This is a genomic window from Desulfobacter latus, assembly GCF_013389365.1.
GTDB lineage: Bacteria > Desulfobacterota > Desulfobacteria > Desulfobacterales > Desulfobacteraceae > Desulfobacter > Desulfobacter latus.
This window is the reverse complement of the sequence record NZ_JACADJ010000004.1, coordinates 82,150-100,103: the sequence shown is the minus strand read 5'-3', so window position 1 is coordinate 100,103 and position 17,954 is coordinate 82,150. Positions and strand designations below refer to the sequence as shown.

Here is a 17,954-nt window from a genome sequence, read left to right as displayed (position 1 = left end):
CCAGACTTCTAAGTAACAAAAACAGTAGGATACCGTTTTAGTTACTTAGAAGACCTAAGGTAACAACGTAGAGATAACTATCCGGCAAAAAATGTGTGGCGGAAAAATACGACCTGTTTCCGGTTACTGTTTGCCTATCACTACAGCGACACTTGTGTTTTTTCACACAAAAAGGAGTGGGAAATTGCCAGTTATGCTACAGAACATCAAATCCATTTTTATGAAGCTGTCCCACAGGATAGGGAGACGGTCCATAATTTTAACCCCATCCAAGGGTCATATGGACGAAACACCCCTGCGGTCTGAGCTGTTCAGTTCTTCCCAGATGAAAGAACACGGTAAAACTCTGGCGGGTTTGCACACATTGACCCAAAAGCATTTTCCGGAACGTTTGCTTGCAAGACTTGCCAATAACGAGAGCGCTCTTCTTGAGGTCCACAACCATTTGATTAAGGATGTCAAGGAGAACAAGGGGATTGTTCCGGCAGGGGAATGGCTGCTCGACAACTTTTATCTTATCCAGGAGCAGATTCAGGCGGCAAAGCAGCTTTTGCCCAAAGGATATGCCAAGGATCTTCCCTTACTTGGAACGACTCCTTCAACAGGACTTCCCCGGGTGTATGACATTGCCCTTGAGACCATTTCCCATGGCGATGGCCGGGTGGATATAAAGAGCCTTGGCAATTTTGTAACCGCCTACCAGTCGATTGCCTTGCTGCAGCTGGGTGAACTGTGGGCGATTCCCATCATGCTGCGCCTGGCCCTGATTGAAAACCTCAGGAGGGTAGGAATCCGTATTGTCGCTGATTCAATTGCCCGGAATCAAGCCGTTTACTGGGCGGACAAGATTACAGAGACAGCGGAAAAGAACCCCGGAAACCTTATTCTCACTGTTGCCGAAATGGCCCGGTCAAATCCGCCCCTGGTCGGCGCCTTTGTAGCGGAGGTGGCCCGCCGCCTTCAGGGTCAGGACGCTACCCGTACATTGCTTTTTAGCTGGATCGAGCAGAAGCTTTCGGAGTCGAGTCTGACCATTGCACAGTTGCTTCATTTGGAAAATCAGAAGCAGGCGGCTGATCAGCTTTCCATAAGCAACAGTCTGGGCAGTCTCCGCTTCCTTGGCGCAGCAGACTGGAATCAATTTGTGGAATCCATGAGCGTTGTTGAACAAACCCTGCAGGGGGACCCTGCCGGAATCTATGGCTTAATGGATTTTGCCACACGGGATCGATACCGTCACACAGTTGAGGATCTGGCAAAAAAAAGCGGGCTTTCCGAAAAAGAAGTGGCCCGGAAAGCCATCGAACTGGCCCGGGAAAACGCAGTTGGACAACAGGAAGACAGCCGGGTAGCCCACGTGGGTTTTTTTCTTCTGGACAAGGGTCTTACCCAGCTCCAGGAACGTGCAGGGGTCAGCAAAAATATTGTTGACAGACTGGGAAAGGCTGGTCGCCGTTTTTCATTATCCTTATATCTTGGAACAATTTTTATCATTACAGCAATTATTTCCTTAGGTATAGTGGCAGCACTTCATCCCCAGGGTAAGCACGGCCTCTTGATATGGATTACATCCGGTCTTGTCCTTGTCTGTGTAAGTCAGCTTTCCATTGCCCTGGTAAATCTGATTTCCACATGGTTTACCAAACCGCATCTTCTGCCACGTATGGATTATTCCAAAGGAATTCCCCCTGAATCTTCAACCCTGGTTGTGGTCCCCACACTGCTTAGGAGCCCTGGCAACATCAAAAAGCTCATGGAAGCCCTGGAAGTCCGGTTCCTGGCTAACCAGGATGTCAATCTGCGATTCGGTCTGCTTAGCGATTTTGAGGATGCCTCTGGGGAGACGCTTGTCACGGACGATTCACTGCTGTACAAGGTCAGGCAGGAAATAGAAGCGTTGAACATCAAATACAAGAAGAACCAGGCACCTTTTTTCCTGTTTCACCGCCCCCGCCTATGGAATGAACGGGAGAAGATCTGGATGGGTTATGAAAGGAAACGAGGAAAGCTCGGGGAACTTAATCAACTTATCCAGGGCGGCTCCGGGAAAGGCTTTTCTCTCATTGTCGGGGATATCAAGGCATTGGAAAAAGTAACCTATGTCGTTACCCTGGACACGGACACAGAGCTGCCCCGGGATTCGGTGCAGCAGCTGGCAGGAGCAATGGCACATCCCCTTAACCGTCCGGTTTATGATCCGATCAAAGGCCGTATTGTATCTGGATACGGTATTCTTCAGCCCCGGGTGGCCATCAGCCTGCCGGGGACGAACCTGTCACGGTATGCCCGCATGTGGGGAAATGACGCCGGAGTTGACCCCTACACCCGTGTCGTATCCGATGTCTACCAGGATCTGTTCGGAGAAGGTTCGTTCATCGGCAAGGGTATTTATGACGTCAAGGCCTTTGAGCTTGTTCTTAAAGATCGTTTTCCGGAAAACCTGATCCTGAGCCATGATCTTATTGAAGGGTGTTACGCACGATCCGGACTCATCAGCGATGTACAGCTTTACGAGGCATATCCATCGGGCTACATTACGGATGTGAGCCGCCGCCGTCGCTGGATCCGAGGAGACTGGCAACTGCTCAGATGGCTCTTTCCCGGTGTACCAGGGGTCAATGTTCGTTTTCAAAAAAATCCGATTTCCATCCTGTCCCGCTGGAAGATTTTGGATAACCTTCGGCGCAGCCTTGTGCCTTTGGCATTAATTCTCCTCCTCCTGCTCGGCTGGACCATGCTGCCGTCTCCCTGGATCTCTACGACGGCAGTCATGGGTATTGCCGTAATTCCTTCCCTGGTCACCGCCCTTATAAGCCTTTTCAGGAAACCCGGCGATGTGCGGATGCGACAGCACCTGTCCGGCTCAGGTAACTCCTTTATGGAAAGCCTTTCACAGGCCATGTTTGTATTCATCTGCCTGCCCCATGAAGCCTGGTTCAGCACTACTGCCATCCTGCGCACCCTGTGGCTCATGCTTATTTCAGGCAAGGGACTTCTTGAATGGAATTGCCAGGATATGACAGGTCATAAGAACGGCTCCGGCCTTGGTGCCACCCTCCGGAGCATGTGGGCTTCACCAGTCATGGCCACAGCCGCAGCAGGCTATCTTGTTTTTGCACGCCCGACGGTCCTGCCAGTTGCAATGCCGGTCCTGATCCTCTGGTTTGCTGCTCCGTTTATTGCCTGGAGGATAAGTTGTCCCCTGAGTCCTCCCAAGACCGGGTTGAGTGAGAATCAGATCCTTTTTTTGAGAAAACTGTCCCGGCGTACCTGGACTTTTTTTGAAACCTTTGTGGGCCCCGAGGATCACTGGCTGCCTCCGGATAATTACCAGGAAGCCCCCCTGGATGTTGTGGCCCACCGTACGTCACCCACCAACATAGGGCTTTCTCTCCTCTCGGATTTATCAGCCTGTGACTTTGGCTACATCTCTGTCCGGGAGTTCATGACCCGCACGGAAAGAACCCTGGGGACTCTGGATAAACTTGATCGCTACCGAGGCCATTTCTACAACTGGTACGACACCCAGTCCCTTAAACCCCTGCTGCCCATGTATATTTCGTCTGTGGACAGCGGAAATCTTGCTGCGAGCCTCCTGACCCTGCGGGCAGGACTGCTTGCGCTCCCCGATGAGAAGTTTTTGGGAAAACGATTGTTTGGCGGCCTGTCTGACACCGCCATGGTTCTGGCGGATGTTGCGGGCCCCCTGCTGTCCGACCTTTTATCCAGGGAACTGGTAGAATTCACACCGGATATGACGGCTCTGAAATCATCACCCATGGACGAATCGCCAAGGGACGTATGGCGTCACCTTGATCGCCTCGCAGCCTCTTCAAAGGAGATGGTCAGCCGCACTGAAGCTTCTCCTGACACGGAAATTTTATGGTGGACACACGCCCTGTCCAGACAGTGTGAGGCCGCCATGGATGAAATGACACTGTTTTCTCCATGGGTTCAATCAATGATCCTGAAGCAATCCCCTGACAGATTTCCCGATCTTGAAACCATACCCAGTCTGCGCCAGTTGGCCAGGTTTGATATAAATCTGCTGCCTGAAATCGCCAAAGAGCGAAAGGCATGCGTGACAGCCGAAAGCAAACATCAGCTTGACGAGCTTAGCAGGCTCGTCATTGCAGCAAGCCTTCACGCCAGGGAAAGGATCATCGCTCTTGAGAACCTGGCACGCCACGTCGGGGAACTTGCCAATGCCATGGAGCATGGGTTCCTGTACGACAGGACGCGCCGCCTTTTGTCCATTGGTTACAATGTCAGTGAAGGTCGGCTGGACAGGAGTTACTATGACCTTTTGGCATCGGAAGCCAGGCTGACCAGCTTTGTTGCCATTGCCCAGGGTCAGATTCCCCAGGAGAGCTGGTTCTCATTGGGACGTCTTCTCACCGTGGCTTCTGGAAAGCCGGTTCTCATTTCCTGGAGCGGCTCCATGTTTGAATATCTCATGCCTCTTCTGGTGATGCCGACCTACGAACAGACCCTCCTTGACCAGACCTGCAGGACAGCTGTGGCAGGCCAGATTAGGTATGGGGGGAAAAACGGTGTTCCCTGGGGGATTTCAGAATCGGGCTATAACATGGTTGACAGTCAATTCAACTACCAGTACAAAGCCTTTGGCGTGCCTGGCCTTGGTCTCAAGCGAGGACTTGAGGAAGATATGGTCGTTGCACCCTACGCCTCGGCACTGGCGCTCATGGTGGCTCCCGAGGAGGCCTGCCGCAACCTTGAAGAATTAACTTCCCAGGGCTTTCAAGGCAGGTACGGTTTTTATGAAGCCATTGACTATACCCCGATCCGTCTGCCACGGGGTCAGTCCCATGCCGTGGTCCATTCGTTCATGGCCCACCATCAGGGAATGAGTTTTCTTTCCCTGGCTAAGCTGCTTTTATCGGGCCCCATGCAGAAACGGTTTGAGTCAGACCCCATGTTCCAGGCAACCATGCTGCTGCTCCACGAGCGGCTGCCCAGGGCCACAGTTTTTTCAAAATCCCCAGGACTCACTGTGAGCTATAAGACACCGTATTCCCTGGAGGAAAAACCGATACGTGTTTACACAACCCCCGATACCCCAGCTCCGGAGGTACAGCTCTTGTCCAACGGGAGATATCATGTCATGGTCACCAACGCAGGCGGCGGTTACAGCCGTTGGAATAACCTGGCTTTGACACGCTGGCGTGAAGATGGAACCTGTGATAACTGGGGAACCTTTTTCTATATTCGTGATATATCCAGCGGCGTGTTCTGGTCAACGGCGTTTCAGCCGGTGCATAAGGAAGCCAAAGAATACGAGGCCATATTCTCCGAAGGCCGGGCCGAGTTCCGGCGCCGGGACGGGGATTTAGAGACCCACACGGAGATCGCTGTTTCACCCGAGGATGATATTGAACTGCGCCGGATCACCATCAACAATCATTCTATAACCCCCAAAACCATCGAAGTGACCACCTATGCGGAAATTGTCCTTGCTCCTCCCAACGATGATATGCAGCACCCTGCATTCAGCAAACTTTTTGTTCAGACCGAAATCCTCCGAGACCAGGGTGCGATCCTTGCAACCCGCCGTCCCAGATCCGATGATGAACTCACGCCGTGGATGTTCCATGCAATGTCGCTACACGGTAATACAAAAGAAGAATTCTCCTACGAGACGGATCGGCAGCAGTTTATCGACAGGGGCAATACCCTTAAAAACCCCCGGGCAATGGAGAGCCTGTCTCCCCTTTCCGGCAGTGAAGGCGCTGTCCTTGATCCCATCGTGGCCATCCGATGTCGAATAACCCTTGATCCGGAAAAAACGGTGACCATCAATGTCGTTACCGGCGCAGGTGAAACCCGTGCCCAATGTGTGGAGCTTGTGGACCGATACAGGGACTGGTATCTTGCCGATCGTGTTTTTGAACTGGCATCGACCCATGGCCAGATGTTCCTGCGGCAGATCAATGCCACTGAAGCCGACGCAATATTGTACCAGAAACTTGCCGGTTCGATTCTCTTTAGCAATTCATCCCTTCGTGCTCCGTCCAGTCTTCTTTTTAAAAATTTCCGGGGCCAGTCCGCTCTCTGGGGGTACAGCATTTCAGGCGATCTGCCCATCGTGCTCCTCTGCATTGAAGACCTGGCAAATATCACCCTTGTGAACCAGCTCATCCAGGCCCACGCCTACTGGCGCCTCAAGGGGCTGGCCGTTGACCTTGTGATCTGGAATGAAAACCATGCCACCTACCGGCAGACCCTGTACGACCAGATTATGGGACTTATTGCCGCCGGTGGCGAGGTCAACCTGACAGATCGACCTGCCGGTATCTTTGTGAGAAACATAGACCAGATATCCGATGAAGACCGCATCCTGTTCCAGGCTGTAGCCAGGGCCATAATCAGCGACAGCCGGGGAACCCTTGCAGAACAGATCAATCGCCGCAGCCCCTCAGGTCCTGTCATCCCGGCTCTGGTACCGACCCGGACCCACCGCCCCCTCCCGGCCACGGTGCCGCCCGCCCCCCGTAAGGATCTGATGTTCTTTAACGGAACTGGAGGATTTACCCCGGACGGCCGTGAGTATATCATTTCAACCGGACAAGAGCAGGTGACGCCTGCGCCATGGGCCAATGTCCTGGCCAATCCTGGATTCGGTTCCATTATTTCGGAAAATGGACCTGTTTACACCTGGAGCGAAAATGCCCATGAATACCGTCTTACACCCTGGCACAATGATCCGGTCAGCGACCCTTCAGGAGAAGCCTTTTACCTTCGTGACGAGGAACGGGGCCATTTCTGGTCACCCATGCCCCACCCTGTCAAGGGTAAAACACCCTACGTCACCCGCCATGGGTTCGGCTACACAGTATTTGAACACACGGAGCGAGGCATTGGTTCAGAGGTATGGGTGTATGTGGATATGAAAGAACCTGTCAAGTTTACCGTCCTGAAGGTGAGGAACCTTTCAGGCCGGTCACGACGGCTTTCCGTGAGCGGTTATGTCGAGTGGGTGCTGGGGGATCTGCGCCACAAAACAGGGATGCATGTTATTACAGAGACCGACCCTGAAAGTGGTGCCATGCTTGCCCGCAACCCTTACAGCTCAGAATTTGGCACTCGTGCTGCCTTTTTTAATGTGGATCACGCCACCAGAACACTGACTGGAGACCGGATTGAATTCCTGGGCCGTAACGCTGCCCTCAACAACCCTGCTGCCATGATGCGCTCACACCTCTCCGGCAGGACAGGGGCCGGACTTGATCCCTGCGGAGCTATTCAGGTGGTCTTTGATCTTGAAAACGGAGAGGAACGGGAAATCGTTTTCACCCTTGGGGCTGGTAAGGACCGGGATCATGCAGCAAAACTTGCGCACCGTTTCCATTATTCAGCTGCGGCAAACAAGGCCCTGGAAGGGGTCTGGGCTTACTGGCAGCACACCCTGGGGACTATCCAGATAGAAACACCAGACCCATCCGTCAATTTCCTTGCAAATGGCTGGCTGATTTACCAGGTACTGGCCAGCCGCCTCTGGGGTCGAAGCGGTTTTTATCAGTCCGGCGGGGCTTTCGGTTTTCGCGACCAGTTACAGGATAGCATGAGTCTTGTTCATGCTGAACCGCGTCTCGTGCGCGAACATTTGCTCCTGTGTGCCGGCCGCCAGTTTCCCGAGGGTGATGTCCAGCACTGGTGGCATCCGCCAACAGGCAGGGGCGTTCGTACCCTGTGTTCAGATGATTTTCTATGGCTCCCCCTGGCAGTAAGCCGTTATGTTCAAAGTACCGGCGATACAGGGGTACTCAGTGAAAAGGTTCATTTCATAACAGGCCGTCCGGTCAATCCAGATGAAGAATCCTACTATGATCTTGCCGGCCGATCCGAAGAAACGGCAAGCCTGTATGATCATTGTGTCCTGGCAATTCGAAAAGGCCTCAAGTTCGGCGTACACGGGCTTCCCCTTATCGGCTCTGGTGACTGGAATGACGGAATGAACATGGTGGGAAAAGACGGCAAAGGTGAGAGCGTGTGGCTAGCGTTCTTTATGTACGAGGTGCTCTCACGGTTTTCCACTGTCGCCCGCCTCATGGATGAGATGGATTTCCATCGTCAATGCGGTCTTGAGGCTGACCGATTACGCCGGAATATCAAAAACCATGGTTGGGATGGAAAGTGGTACCTCAGGGCTTATTTTGATGATGGTACCCCCCTGGGATCGTCAAAATCACAGGAATGCAGGATCGACGCCATCGCCCAAAGCTGGTCCGTTCTTTCGGGTGCGGGGGACAGTGAACGTTCAAAGATGGCAATGGAAGCGGTGGACAGACATCTGGTTCGCCGGGATGATTCCCTTATCCAGCTTCTGGATCCGCCGTTTGACAAATCGAAAGTTAACCCGGGTTATATAAAGGGTTATGTTCCCGGAGTGAGGGAAAACGGTGGACAGTACACCCATGGAGCCGTCTGGACAGCCATGGCCTTTGCAAAACTCGGAGACAGTCGTCGTGCCTGGGAACTTCTTTCTTTAATAAACCCCGTGAACCACGGGAGTTCCGCCACGGCAACTCTGCGGTACAAAGCCGAGCCCTATGTTGTGGCAGCGGATGTCTATGCCGTGCCGCCCCACACGGGTCAAGGCGGGTGGACATGGTACACGGGATCGGCTGCATGGATGTACCGGCTTATTGTAGAGTCCTTGATTGGCCTTACACTGGAGAATAACAGGCTGGTTTTCGCACCCTGTCTTCCGCCTGAATGGGATGGTGTCAAAGTGCATTACCGCTCGGGTAAAGCTATCTATCACATAACCGTTAAACAGAGCCGGACTGAGGAAAGACAACAAACCAGGATAACAACCGATGGCCATGTTCAGGAAGGTCAGGCGCTTGTACTTGTTGATGATGGCCGGGAACATGCGGTGGAGGTGCTGGTGTGAACAAAGCATTAAAACTATAAGTTTTGTTATTATATCGCATTTCGACCAAAATAAAAAAGGAGAAAAATATGTGGAATAATCTTATCAAAATCGGGGGAACTGCAATGATTTTAAATGAATTGGTAAAAAAGGCAAGCCAGATAAAACAGTCACAGGAAAATGCCGTCCGGCGTACCAGGACAAAAAACATAGCGATAGGTGCAGGTATTGGAACCTTTATAGGGGTTGCAGCCGGCATTTTGTTCGCTCCAAAAACCGGTAAGGAAACCCGGCAGCAGATTGTGGAGGAAACCGGTAAGGTCGCAAAGAGCGTGAAAAAGAATATGGATGCGGTAAAAACAAAGATTGCTGACTCAGCTAAAGAAACAGGATCAAAACTGCATGAAGCCGGTGCACAAGGAGTTGATGCTGCAAAAGAGTCTTTGAAGGAAAAGGAGGACAAGCAAATCTAAAAAATAATTATTTTACAGTAAAAAAGGAAAGCTTGCATGCAAACATCTATTACGTTGAGTGCCCTGGGGCATTTTATTGTCTTTGTTTTGATTTTAATGGTGGGCGGATACATTCTGGTGACGTTAAAAAATATAAATGCACTGCTTAGGGAAATCAAACAAATAGTTCAAAAGAATAAAGATCATATCAATCAGATTATTCCAAACATCAATGAGATTTCAAAAAATTCCGTAATAATCAGCAACAGCTTAAAGACAAGTGTCAACGAGGCTGGAGAGTCAATTAAAATGATATCCATGGAAACAGTAGATGCCGTTGTCACGATTAATGAAACGGTCAATCGCTTAACGCAGTACACCAATTCAATGGGCGAAATTGTAAAGGCGATTGTAAATCTTTTTTTATCGGGTAAAAAATAATTGGATTTTGACTTGTGGAGTAATTGGGGTCAGAGTAAAATTAAAACTTTGGCTTCCGCCACCCAACCGGCCGTCCTCTTTTCTTTACCTTAACCCGCCGGCCGGTTAAGGCTTCGATTTCTTCACGGAATCGATCATTGCCGACAATCATGCCCTTGTTGGTTGCCTTGCGGATTTGTTCTAATACAGTGTCGCTGAAATGATGCTTGAACAGTTCACGATAGTTTTCCCGGCGTTTGTCTGAATCCCCTCCAAGGTTCAAATATTCAGGGTGGGGGGGTACATAAATCAGAAACATTTCCCAGTGCATTGATCCGATAGCTCGACCAGCGATAATCCTTAGGATTTGACTGATACCATTTTCTTTGCGGGGCATGCACAGTAAATGAACATGGTTGGTCATCATCACCCATGCATGCACATCAACATGGTATTTTTGTGAATATTCTTTCAACCATTCGGCAAAAGCTGCATGATTGGCATCCGATCCATGGATCATTGCTTAGCATCATTCTTGAGTGAATTCAACGTTTAATTTTACTCTGACCCCAATTATGTGCCAATTATGCTGCCAATTATTTGACCTTGATAAAAGTGAAGACTTGAGTAACAATAGTCCTTTTCAAGGAGTCAATCGTGGGGCCGGATATATTCTCGCGGACATGGCCGCTATCGCCTACTGGTTTAAAACGCAATCTGTTGTCGAATCGCCCATCCATTCGATACGCCTCCACTGCACCGCCGCAAGATAAGGGAAGATGATAATATGACAAAAAAAAAAGACCGGCAAAAGCTGACCGGCAAACATCCAGGGGAAACGAAAACCGGCATGCCGCCGGAGCAGTCCGGAAACGCCATTGACGCCCAGTTGAAGTCCGATCGGGAGGCCGGTGATTTTCCCGTTGTGGGCATCGGGGCATCGGCCGGGGGCCTGGCGGCCTTCGAGGCTTTCTTCTCCGGCATGCCCACGGACGCTGATCCGGGTATGGCCTTTGTCCTTGTTCAGCACCTGGCCCCAGACCACAAGAGCATCCTGACCGATCTCATTCGGCGCTACACTCGTATGGAGGTATTTGAGGTCGAGGACGGCATGGCGGTGAAGCCCAACTGTGCCTACATCATCCCTCCTAATCGCGACATGGCGTTTTTGAACGGCACGCTGCAACTGCTTGATCCTGTGGCCCCGCGCGGCCGGCGTATGCCCATCGACTTTTTCTTCCGGTCCCTGGCCCAGGACCAGCACGAGCGGACCATCGGCGTAGTACTCTCGGGCACCGGCAGCGACGGCACCCTGGGGGTGAAGGCCATCAAGGGCGAGGGCGGTATGGTTATGGCCCAGAACCCGGAGTCCACAGAACACGACGGCATGCCGCGCAGCGCCATCGGCACGGGGCTGGTGGATTTCGAGTTACCCCCGGCCGAGATGCCCGCCCAGATCATCGCTTATGTGACTCATGCCTTCAGCAAGCCGCCTCGCCGCGTCATGCTGGCGCCTAAGGCTGAGAACGCACTCAAGAAAGTCTTACTCCTGCTGCGCGCCCGGACCGGGCACGACTTTTCTCAGTACAAACCCTCCACCATCCAGCGCCGTATTGAGCGGCGCATGGCCGTGCACCAGATCGAAACCATGGAGGGTTACGTCAAATTCATCCACCAGACGTCCGATGAAGTGGACGCCCTGTTCCGTGACATGCTGATCGGCGTGACCAGTTTCTTCCGCGATCCCGAAGCCTTCAAGGCGCTGGAGGAACAGGTCATCCCCAAACTCTTCTCCGGCAAGCCTGCGAATGCCGCCATCCGTATCTGGTCCCCGGGGTGCTCCACCGGAGAGGAGGCCTATTCCCTGGCCATCCTCCTGGCCGAACGCCAGGAGACGATGAAACAGCACTTCAATGTGCAGGTGTTTGCCACGGACATCGACAGCCACGCCATTGCCACGGCCCGCGCCGGCATCTATCCGGCCTCCATCGCCGCCGACTTTACGCCGGAGCGGTTGGCGCGCTTCTTCTCGTCCGAGCCGGATGACAGCGTCTTTCGCATCAAAAAAAACATTCGCGACATGCTGGTTTTCTCCGAGCAGAACGTGATCAAGGATCCGCCCTTCTCCAAGTTGGACTTGATCAGTTGCCGCAACCTGCTGATCTACTTGGGCGGCGATCTGCAGAAAAAGCTCATTCCGTTGTTCCACTACGCCTTGAACCCGAGCGGGTTTCTCTTTCTGGGGACATCCGAAACCGTGGGCGACTATCAGGACCTTTTTACAGTGCTGGACCGCAAGTTGAAGTTGTACCAACGCAAGGAAGACCTCTTGGGCGCCCAGCGGGCGGGACTGGGCCGGTTCCTGCCGTCCATGACGACAGCGGATAGAGTGCCCCCGCGTTCCGACCAAAATACGGCCTCTCCAAGGAAACTGCCACTGCGCGAGTTGACCGAACAGGCCTTGCTGCAACAGCTTGTCCAGGCGGCGGCTTTGGTCAACGCCCAAGGCGATATTCTCTATCTCCACGGCCGCACCGGCATGTACCTGGAGCCTGCCCCCGGTGAGAGTGGTCCCAACAACATCATTAAGATGGCCCGGGAAGGGCTGCACCGCGACCTGACCTCGGCCCTGCACAAAGCCGCAGTAGCCGGTGAGACCGTTCGCTGCCCGGGACTGCGGGTAAAAACCAACGGTGATATCACCACCGTCAATCTGATTGTCCGCCTGGTGACCGCCGCCCCGTCGGCTTCCCTCGACCCGCCCTTGTACCTGGTCGTTCTGGAGCAGGCACAGGTCGAAAGTCAGAAGTCAGAGGACGGAAGTCAGAGGACGGATGATGGACGTCGGAAGTCAGAGGCGGAGGATGCGGTGGAGGCCGAGGCCCGCGTTGTCGCGCTCAAGCAGGAGCTACGAGCCAAGGAGGAGTATCTTCAGACCACCAATGAAGAACTGGAGACATCCAATGAGGAGTTGAAATCCGCCAACGAAGAGATGCAGTCGATCAACGAGGAGCTGCAGTCCACCAACGAGGAGCTGGAGACCTCCAAGGAGGAGCTGCAATCGGTGAACGAGGAACTGTCCACGGTCAACGCCGAGCTGCAGACCAAGGTAGCCGATCTGTCGCGGGCCAACAATGACATGAACAACCTGCTGGCCGGCACCGGCATCGCCACCGTTTTTGTGGACCTCCAGCTACGCATCCTGCGCTTCACCCCCGCCGCCACCAAGATCATCAATCTGATCCAGAGCGACATCGGCCGGCCGGTGGGCCACCTCGTCTCCAACCTGCTCGGGTACGAGCGCCTGACGAAGGACACGCAGGCCGTGCTCGACACCCTGATTCCCAAGGAACTGGACGTCCGGAGCACCGAGGGCCGGTGGTACACCATGCACATTTTGCCCTATCGCACCATGGATAACGTTATCGAAGGCGCGGTGCTTACCTTTGTGGATGTCACGGAGGCGCGTGTCATTCATGAGGACCTGCGGGTGAACGAAGAGCGGCTGCGGCTCGCCCTCAACACCGCTTCCATTTCTGTTTTCAATCAGGACACGAACCTTCGTTACATTTGGATTCAAAACCCTGATCCTGGATTTCAAGCGGAAGAGTTCATCGGCAAGACGGACGCCGACTTGCTGCCGAAAAACGAGGCAGTCGCACTGACGGCCATCAAGCAACAGGTGCTGAAGAGCGGGAAAGGCGTGCGGCAAGCCGTGCAAACCACGATCGCGGGCAGGACCCTTGTGTATGACCTGACAGTTGAACCCTTGCAAAATTCCGCCGGCGTGATCGTCGGCATCACCGGCGCCTCGCAGGATGTCACCGAGACAAGAGGCCGGGAACGGACGGATGCCGCCGCAAACGGGACGTTGCCGTCAAAAAATAGTGGAGATAATTCATGACAAACCCCGACAACCGCCCAAAAGACGCTGCGGATTTACGGCAAAAAGCCGAAACGCTTGCCCGGCAACGGGTCGCCCGGACACCTAACGACAGCGCGGCCCTCTCCCCCGACGACATTCAGGATACACTCCATGAACTGCGGGTGCACCAGATCGAACTGGAGATGCAGAACGAGGAGTTGCGCACGGCCCAGGCGGAGATCGAAGCCGGGCGGGCGCGTTATTTCGATTTATACGACCTGGCCCCGGTGGGCTACTGCACCCTATCCGAAAAGGGAGTGATCGTCGAGGCCAACCTCACCGCCGCCACATTGCTGGGAACGAACCGCAGCGCGCTGATCAAGCAGCCGATTTCCCGCTTCATCCTTAAAGAGGACCAGGACATCTACTACCTGCATCGGAAGCAGCTCTTTGAGGTGGGCGGACCCCAGGAATGCGAGCTACGGCTGGTCAAACCGGATGGGACACACTTCTGGGCGCATCTGACGGTAATCGCTGCGCAAGCGGAAGACGGCGCGACGGTGTGCCGTGTAGTGCTGAGCGACATCACCGAGCGCAGGCGGGCCGAAGAGGAACTTCGCCATCTGCGTAATTACCTGTCCAACATCATTGATTCCATGCCGTCTGTGCTGGTTGGGGTGGATGCCGAAGCAAAGATAACCCTGTGGAACAAGACAGCGGAAAAAAATACGGGGGTGGTTGGTGCCCATGCCCAGGGCTATCTCCTCTCCCACATATTCCCCCGGCTGGCGCCGGAAATGAAAAAAATAACCGAAAGCATCCGGTCCCGGGAAATCATACACCATCGGAAGAGAACTTGTGTCTCTGAAAGGGGGCCACGCTACGAGGATGTGACCATCTATCCGTTGACCGGCGAGAGGGTGGAGGGGGCAGTTATCCGCATTGACGATGTAACCGAGCAGGTGCGGTTGGAAGAGATGATGGTGCAAGCAGAAAAGATGCTTTCGATCGGAGGATTTGCCGCAGGCATGGCCCACGAGATCAACAATCCCCTGGCCGGCATTATGCAGACTGCCAATGTGATGGCGGACCGGTTGACCAATGAAAATATGCCGGCCAACCTCAAAGCTGCCAGGGAAGCCGGCGTTTCAATGGCTGCCATCCGGAACTTCATGGAGGCCCGGGGCATACCGCGCATGCTCAAGACCATCAGGAAATCAGGATTACGGGCGGCGGAGATTGTGTCCAACATGCTCGGTTTTGCCCGGAAGAGCGAGGCCCAGGTCTCATTCCATGATCTTTCCGATCTGATCGATAAAACCCTGGATCTGGCCGCCACCGATTATGATATTATAAAACAATATGATTTCAAGTCGATTGAGATCCGAAGGGAGTTTGAAGATGGTCTTCCCCCTGTTTCCTGTGAGGGGGCAAAAATCCAGCAGGTGCTGCTCAACATCTTCAGAAACGGCGCCGAGGCCATGCAGACGGCCGGAACCGGGAAGCCCATCTTTATTGTACGGACGGAATTTGACAAAGAGCGGAAAATGGTCTGTATGGAGATCGAAGACAACGGCCCGGGCATGGATGAAGCGATTTGTAAACGGGTCTTTGAGCCATTTTATACCACCAAACCTGTGGGAGAGGGGACGGGTCTCGGACTCAGCGTGTCCTATTTTATCATTACTGAAAATTATGGGGGCAAGATTGCTGTGGAATCCCAGCCTGGAAAGGGGACAAAGTTTGTTATCCGCCTGCCCTTGAAATCCACCAACGATGAGCTTTCCACGGTCAACGCCGACCTGCTGCCGAAAAACGAGGCAGCCGCAAACGGGACGTTGCCGTCAAAAAACAGAGGAGATAATCCATGACAAACCCCGACAACCGCCCAAAAGACGCTGCGGATTTACGGCAAAAAGCCGAAACGCTTGCCCGGCAACGGGTCGCCCGGACACCTAAAGACAGCGCGGGTCTCTCCCCCGACGACATTCAGGATACACTCCATGAACTGCGGGTGCACCAGATCGAACTGGAGATGCAGAACGAGGAGTTGCGCGCGGCCCAGGCGGAGATCGAAGCCGGGCGGGCGCGTTATTTCGATTTATACGACCTGGCCCCGGTGGGCTACTGCACCCTGTCCGAAAAGGGACTGATCGCCGAGGCCAACCTCACCGCCGCCACATTGCTGGGAACGAACCGCAGCGCGCTGATCAAGCAGCCGATTTCCCGCTTCATCCTCAAAGAGGATCAGGACATCTACTACCTGCATCGGAAGCAGCTCTTTCAGACGGGCGAACCCCAGGAATGCGAGCTACGGCTGGTCAAACCGGATGGGACACACTTCTGGGCGCATCTGACGGTAATCGCTGCGCAAGCGGAAGACGGCGCGCCGGTGTGTCGTGTAGTGCTGAGCGACATCACCGAGCGCAAGCGGGCCGAAGAGGCGGTTGCCCGACAACAGCGATCCATCAAGCTATCCAGTCGAATCGCCAATGTTTTTCTGATCTCCTCTCGGAACGAGGTCTTTGCTGATGTTCTCGATGTCCTTTTGAAGGATCTGGACAGCCGCTTCGGCTATCTCGGGTACATCGATGAGGCCGGCGACTTGGTCTGTCCCTCCATGACGCGCGACGTTTGGGATCAATGCCAGATAGCTGAAAAGAGCGTCGTTTTTCCCCGTTCCGTCTGGGGAGGGCTGTGGGGCAGGTCCCTGATGAAGAAGCAGACGTTGATCGCCAACGAAAACCTCCGGATTCCCGAAGGACACGTGGCCCTGGAGAACGCCTTGGCGACTCCCATCGTGCACCACGATAACCTGATCGGCCAGTTTGTCGTAGCCAACAAGGCGGAGGGATACGACAAAGACGACCGGGACCTTCTGGAAAGCGTGGCAGCGCAAACGGCGCCGATTCTGTTTGCCATCCAGGAAGAGGCCCGCCAAAAAACAGCGCACGAGAAACTGGAAGAGCAAATGCGCCAAGCCCAGAAAATGGAGTCCGTGGGACGTCTTGCCGGAGGAGTGGCTCACGACTTTAACAACATGCTCAGCGTGATCCTCGGTAATACGGAAATTGCTATGGAAGACTTAGCCCCGGATGATCCGCTCCACAACAACCTTAGTGAAATTTTCTCTGCCGCCAACCGATCTGCCGATATCACCCGGCAGCTGCTGGCCTTTGCCCGTAAACAGACCATTGCACCCAAGGTGCTTGATCTAAACCGGACGATCAAAAGCATGCTCAAGATGCTTCGGCGACTGATCGGCGAGGATATCGATCTTGCCTGGCGGCCTGAAACGACAGTTTGGCCGGTCCGGATGGACCCGTCACAAATCGATCAAATCCTGGCCAATCTTTGTATCAACGCTCGTGATGCAATCGCGGACATAGGAATGATCACCATAGAAACGGGAAAAGCGACGTTTGATTCCACCTATTGTGCGGAGCACCCTGGTTTTGTTGCTGGTGACTTTGTCCTGCTGGCGGTCAGTGACGACGGCTGTGGCATGGAACAGGAGACGCTGGCCAATCTGTTCGAACCGTTTTTCACCACCAAGGACGTGGACAAGGGCACCGGTCTTGGTCTGGCCACGGTGTACGGTATCGTTAAGCAAAATGAGGGTTTTATCAATATCTACAGCGAGCCGGGGCAGGGGAGCATCTTCCGGATCTATCTGCCCCGGTATCTGGCTGCAACCGAAAGTCCCGAGAAAAAAAACTCGGACAAATTCAACCAGGAAGGAGATGAAACCATTCTGCTGGTGGAGGATGAACCTTCCATCTTAAAAATGACCCGGATGATGCTGGAGCGGACCGGTTACAAGGTCCTTGCGGCCGGCACACCGGAAGAAGCCATCGCACTTGCCCGTGAGCACGCCGGCGAGATTGACCTGCTCATGACCGATGTGGTCATGCCCGAGATGAACGGCCGGGACCTGGCTAAAAACTTGCGATTGCTTTACCCGAATCTTAATCTATTGTTCATGTCCGGCTATACAGCGAATGTGATCGCCCATCATGGCGTATTGGACGAAGGCGTACAGTTTATTCAGAAACCGTTCGCAAAGCAGGATCTGGTAATCAAGGTGCGCGAGGTGTTGGACGAAGCGAAAGAGCTCAACCGTTAAATTGATAATGTCCAGTTTTGCTATAAAAACGGGCTCATCGCGGATTAGTGTGAAAGACCGAATAGCTATCTCATCCAAATCTATGATTTCAATAGGTTAAAATGGCCTGATTATAACGGATTTGGGGGTCAATGCTTAACTATTTGAATTTATTGCAACACTTTTTATATCCTATCCTCAAATTATGACCAAAAA

7 protein-coding genes are annotated in these 17,954 nt (G+C 53.4%); 6 read left to right on the top strand and 1 reads right to left on the bottom strand.

Annotated elements, in window-relative coordinates; translation table 11 throughout:
• Positions 1-280: 280 nt before the first annotated feature.
• From HXW94_RS02075 to HXW94_RS02065, 3 genes are all read left to right on the top strand, one after another.
• Positions 281-8,917: a glycoside hydrolase family 94 protein gene (locus HXW94_RS02075; RefSeq protein ID WP_246293695.1), complete on the top strand. Its 8,637-nt coding sequence runs from the start codon at positions 281-283 to the stop codon at positions 8,915-8,917.
• Positions 8,918-8,985: 68 nt separating this feature from the next.
• On the top strand, positions 8,986-9,369 hold the full coding sequence (locus HXW94_RS02070; protein WP_178365236.1) for a YtxH domain-containing protein: 384 nt from the start codon (positions 8,986-8,988) through the stop codon (positions 9,367-9,369).
• A gap of 36 nt (positions 9,370-9,405) precedes the next feature.
• Positions 9,406-9,789 carry a hypothetical protein gene (locus HXW94_RS02065; RefSeq protein ID WP_178365235.1) on the top strand — a complete coding sequence of 128 codons (384 nt, stop codon included), beginning with the start codon at positions 9,406-9,408 and terminating at the stop codon, positions 9,787-9,789.
• A 40-nt stretch (positions 9,790-9,829) separates the two neighbouring features.
• Here the strand turns inward: HXW94_RS02065 and HXW94_RS02060 are convergent, their stop codons facing one another.
• On the bottom strand, positions 9,830-10,288 hold the full coding sequence (locus tag HXW94_RS02060) for a transposase (RefSeq protein ID WP_178365234.1): 459 nt from the start codon (positions 10,286-10,288) through the stop codon (positions 9,830-9,832).
• A 267-nt stretch (positions 10,289-10,555) separates the two neighbouring features.
• Here HXW94_RS02060 and HXW94_RS02055 point away from each other — a divergent pair, with 267 nt between their 5' ends.
• The 3 genes from HXW94_RS02055 to HXW94_RS02045 are packed head-to-tail and all read left to right on the top strand — an operon-like array spanning position 10,556 to position 17,759.
• The gene (locus tag HXW94_RS02055; protein WP_218576530.1) at positions 10,556-13,672 is read left to right on the top strand and encodes a chemotaxis protein CheB; all 3,117 of its coding nucleotides are present in this window, start codon (positions 10,556-10,558) and stop codon (positions 13,670-13,672) included.
• Positions 13,669-15,504, top strand: coding sequence for a PAS domain-containing sensor histidine kinase (locus HXW94_RS02050; protein WP_246293694.1), 1,836 nt, complete (start codon positions 13,669-13,671; stop codon positions 15,502-15,504). The genes HXW94_RS02055 and HXW94_RS02050 overlap by 4 nt, the downstream gene beginning before the upstream one ends.
• Positions 15,501-17,759, top strand: a complete 2,259-nt coding sequence (locus tag HXW94_RS02045; RefSeq protein ID WP_178365233.1) for a response regulator — start codon at positions 15,501-15,503, stop codon at positions 17,757-17,759. Before HXW94_RS02050 ends, HXW94_RS02045 begins: the two co-directional genes overlap by 4 nt.
• The last annotated feature ends 195 nt before the right edge of the window (positions 17,760-17,954 follow it).

Coding starts and splice junctions, on each gene's coding strand:
- HXW94_RS02075 (WP_246293695.1), top strand. CDS start 281: ATGGACGAAACACCCCTGCGGTCTGAGCTGTTCAGTTCTTCCCAGATG.
- HXW94_RS02070 (WP_178365236.1), top strand. CDS start 8,986: ATGTGGAATAATCTTATCAAAATCGGGGGAACTGCAATGATTTTAAAT.
- HXW94_RS02065 (WP_178365235.1), top strand. CDS start 9,406: ATGCAAACATCTATTACGTTGAGTGCCCTGGGGCATTTTATTGTCTTT.
- HXW94_RS02060 (WP_178365234.1), bottom strand. CDS start 10,288: ATGATCCATGGATCGGATGCCAATCATGCAGCTTTTGCCGAATGGTTG.
- HXW94_RS02055 (WP_218576530.1), top strand. CDS start 10,556: ATGACAAAAAAAAAAGACCGGCAAAAGCTGACCGGCAAACATCCAGGG.
- HXW94_RS02050 (WP_246293694.1), top strand. CDS start 13,669: ATGACAAACCCCGACAACCGCCCAAAAGACGCTGCGGATTTACGGCAA.
- HXW94_RS02045 (WP_178365233.1), top strand. CDS start 15,501: ATGACAAACCCCGACAACCGCCCAAAAGACGCTGCGGATTTACGGCAA.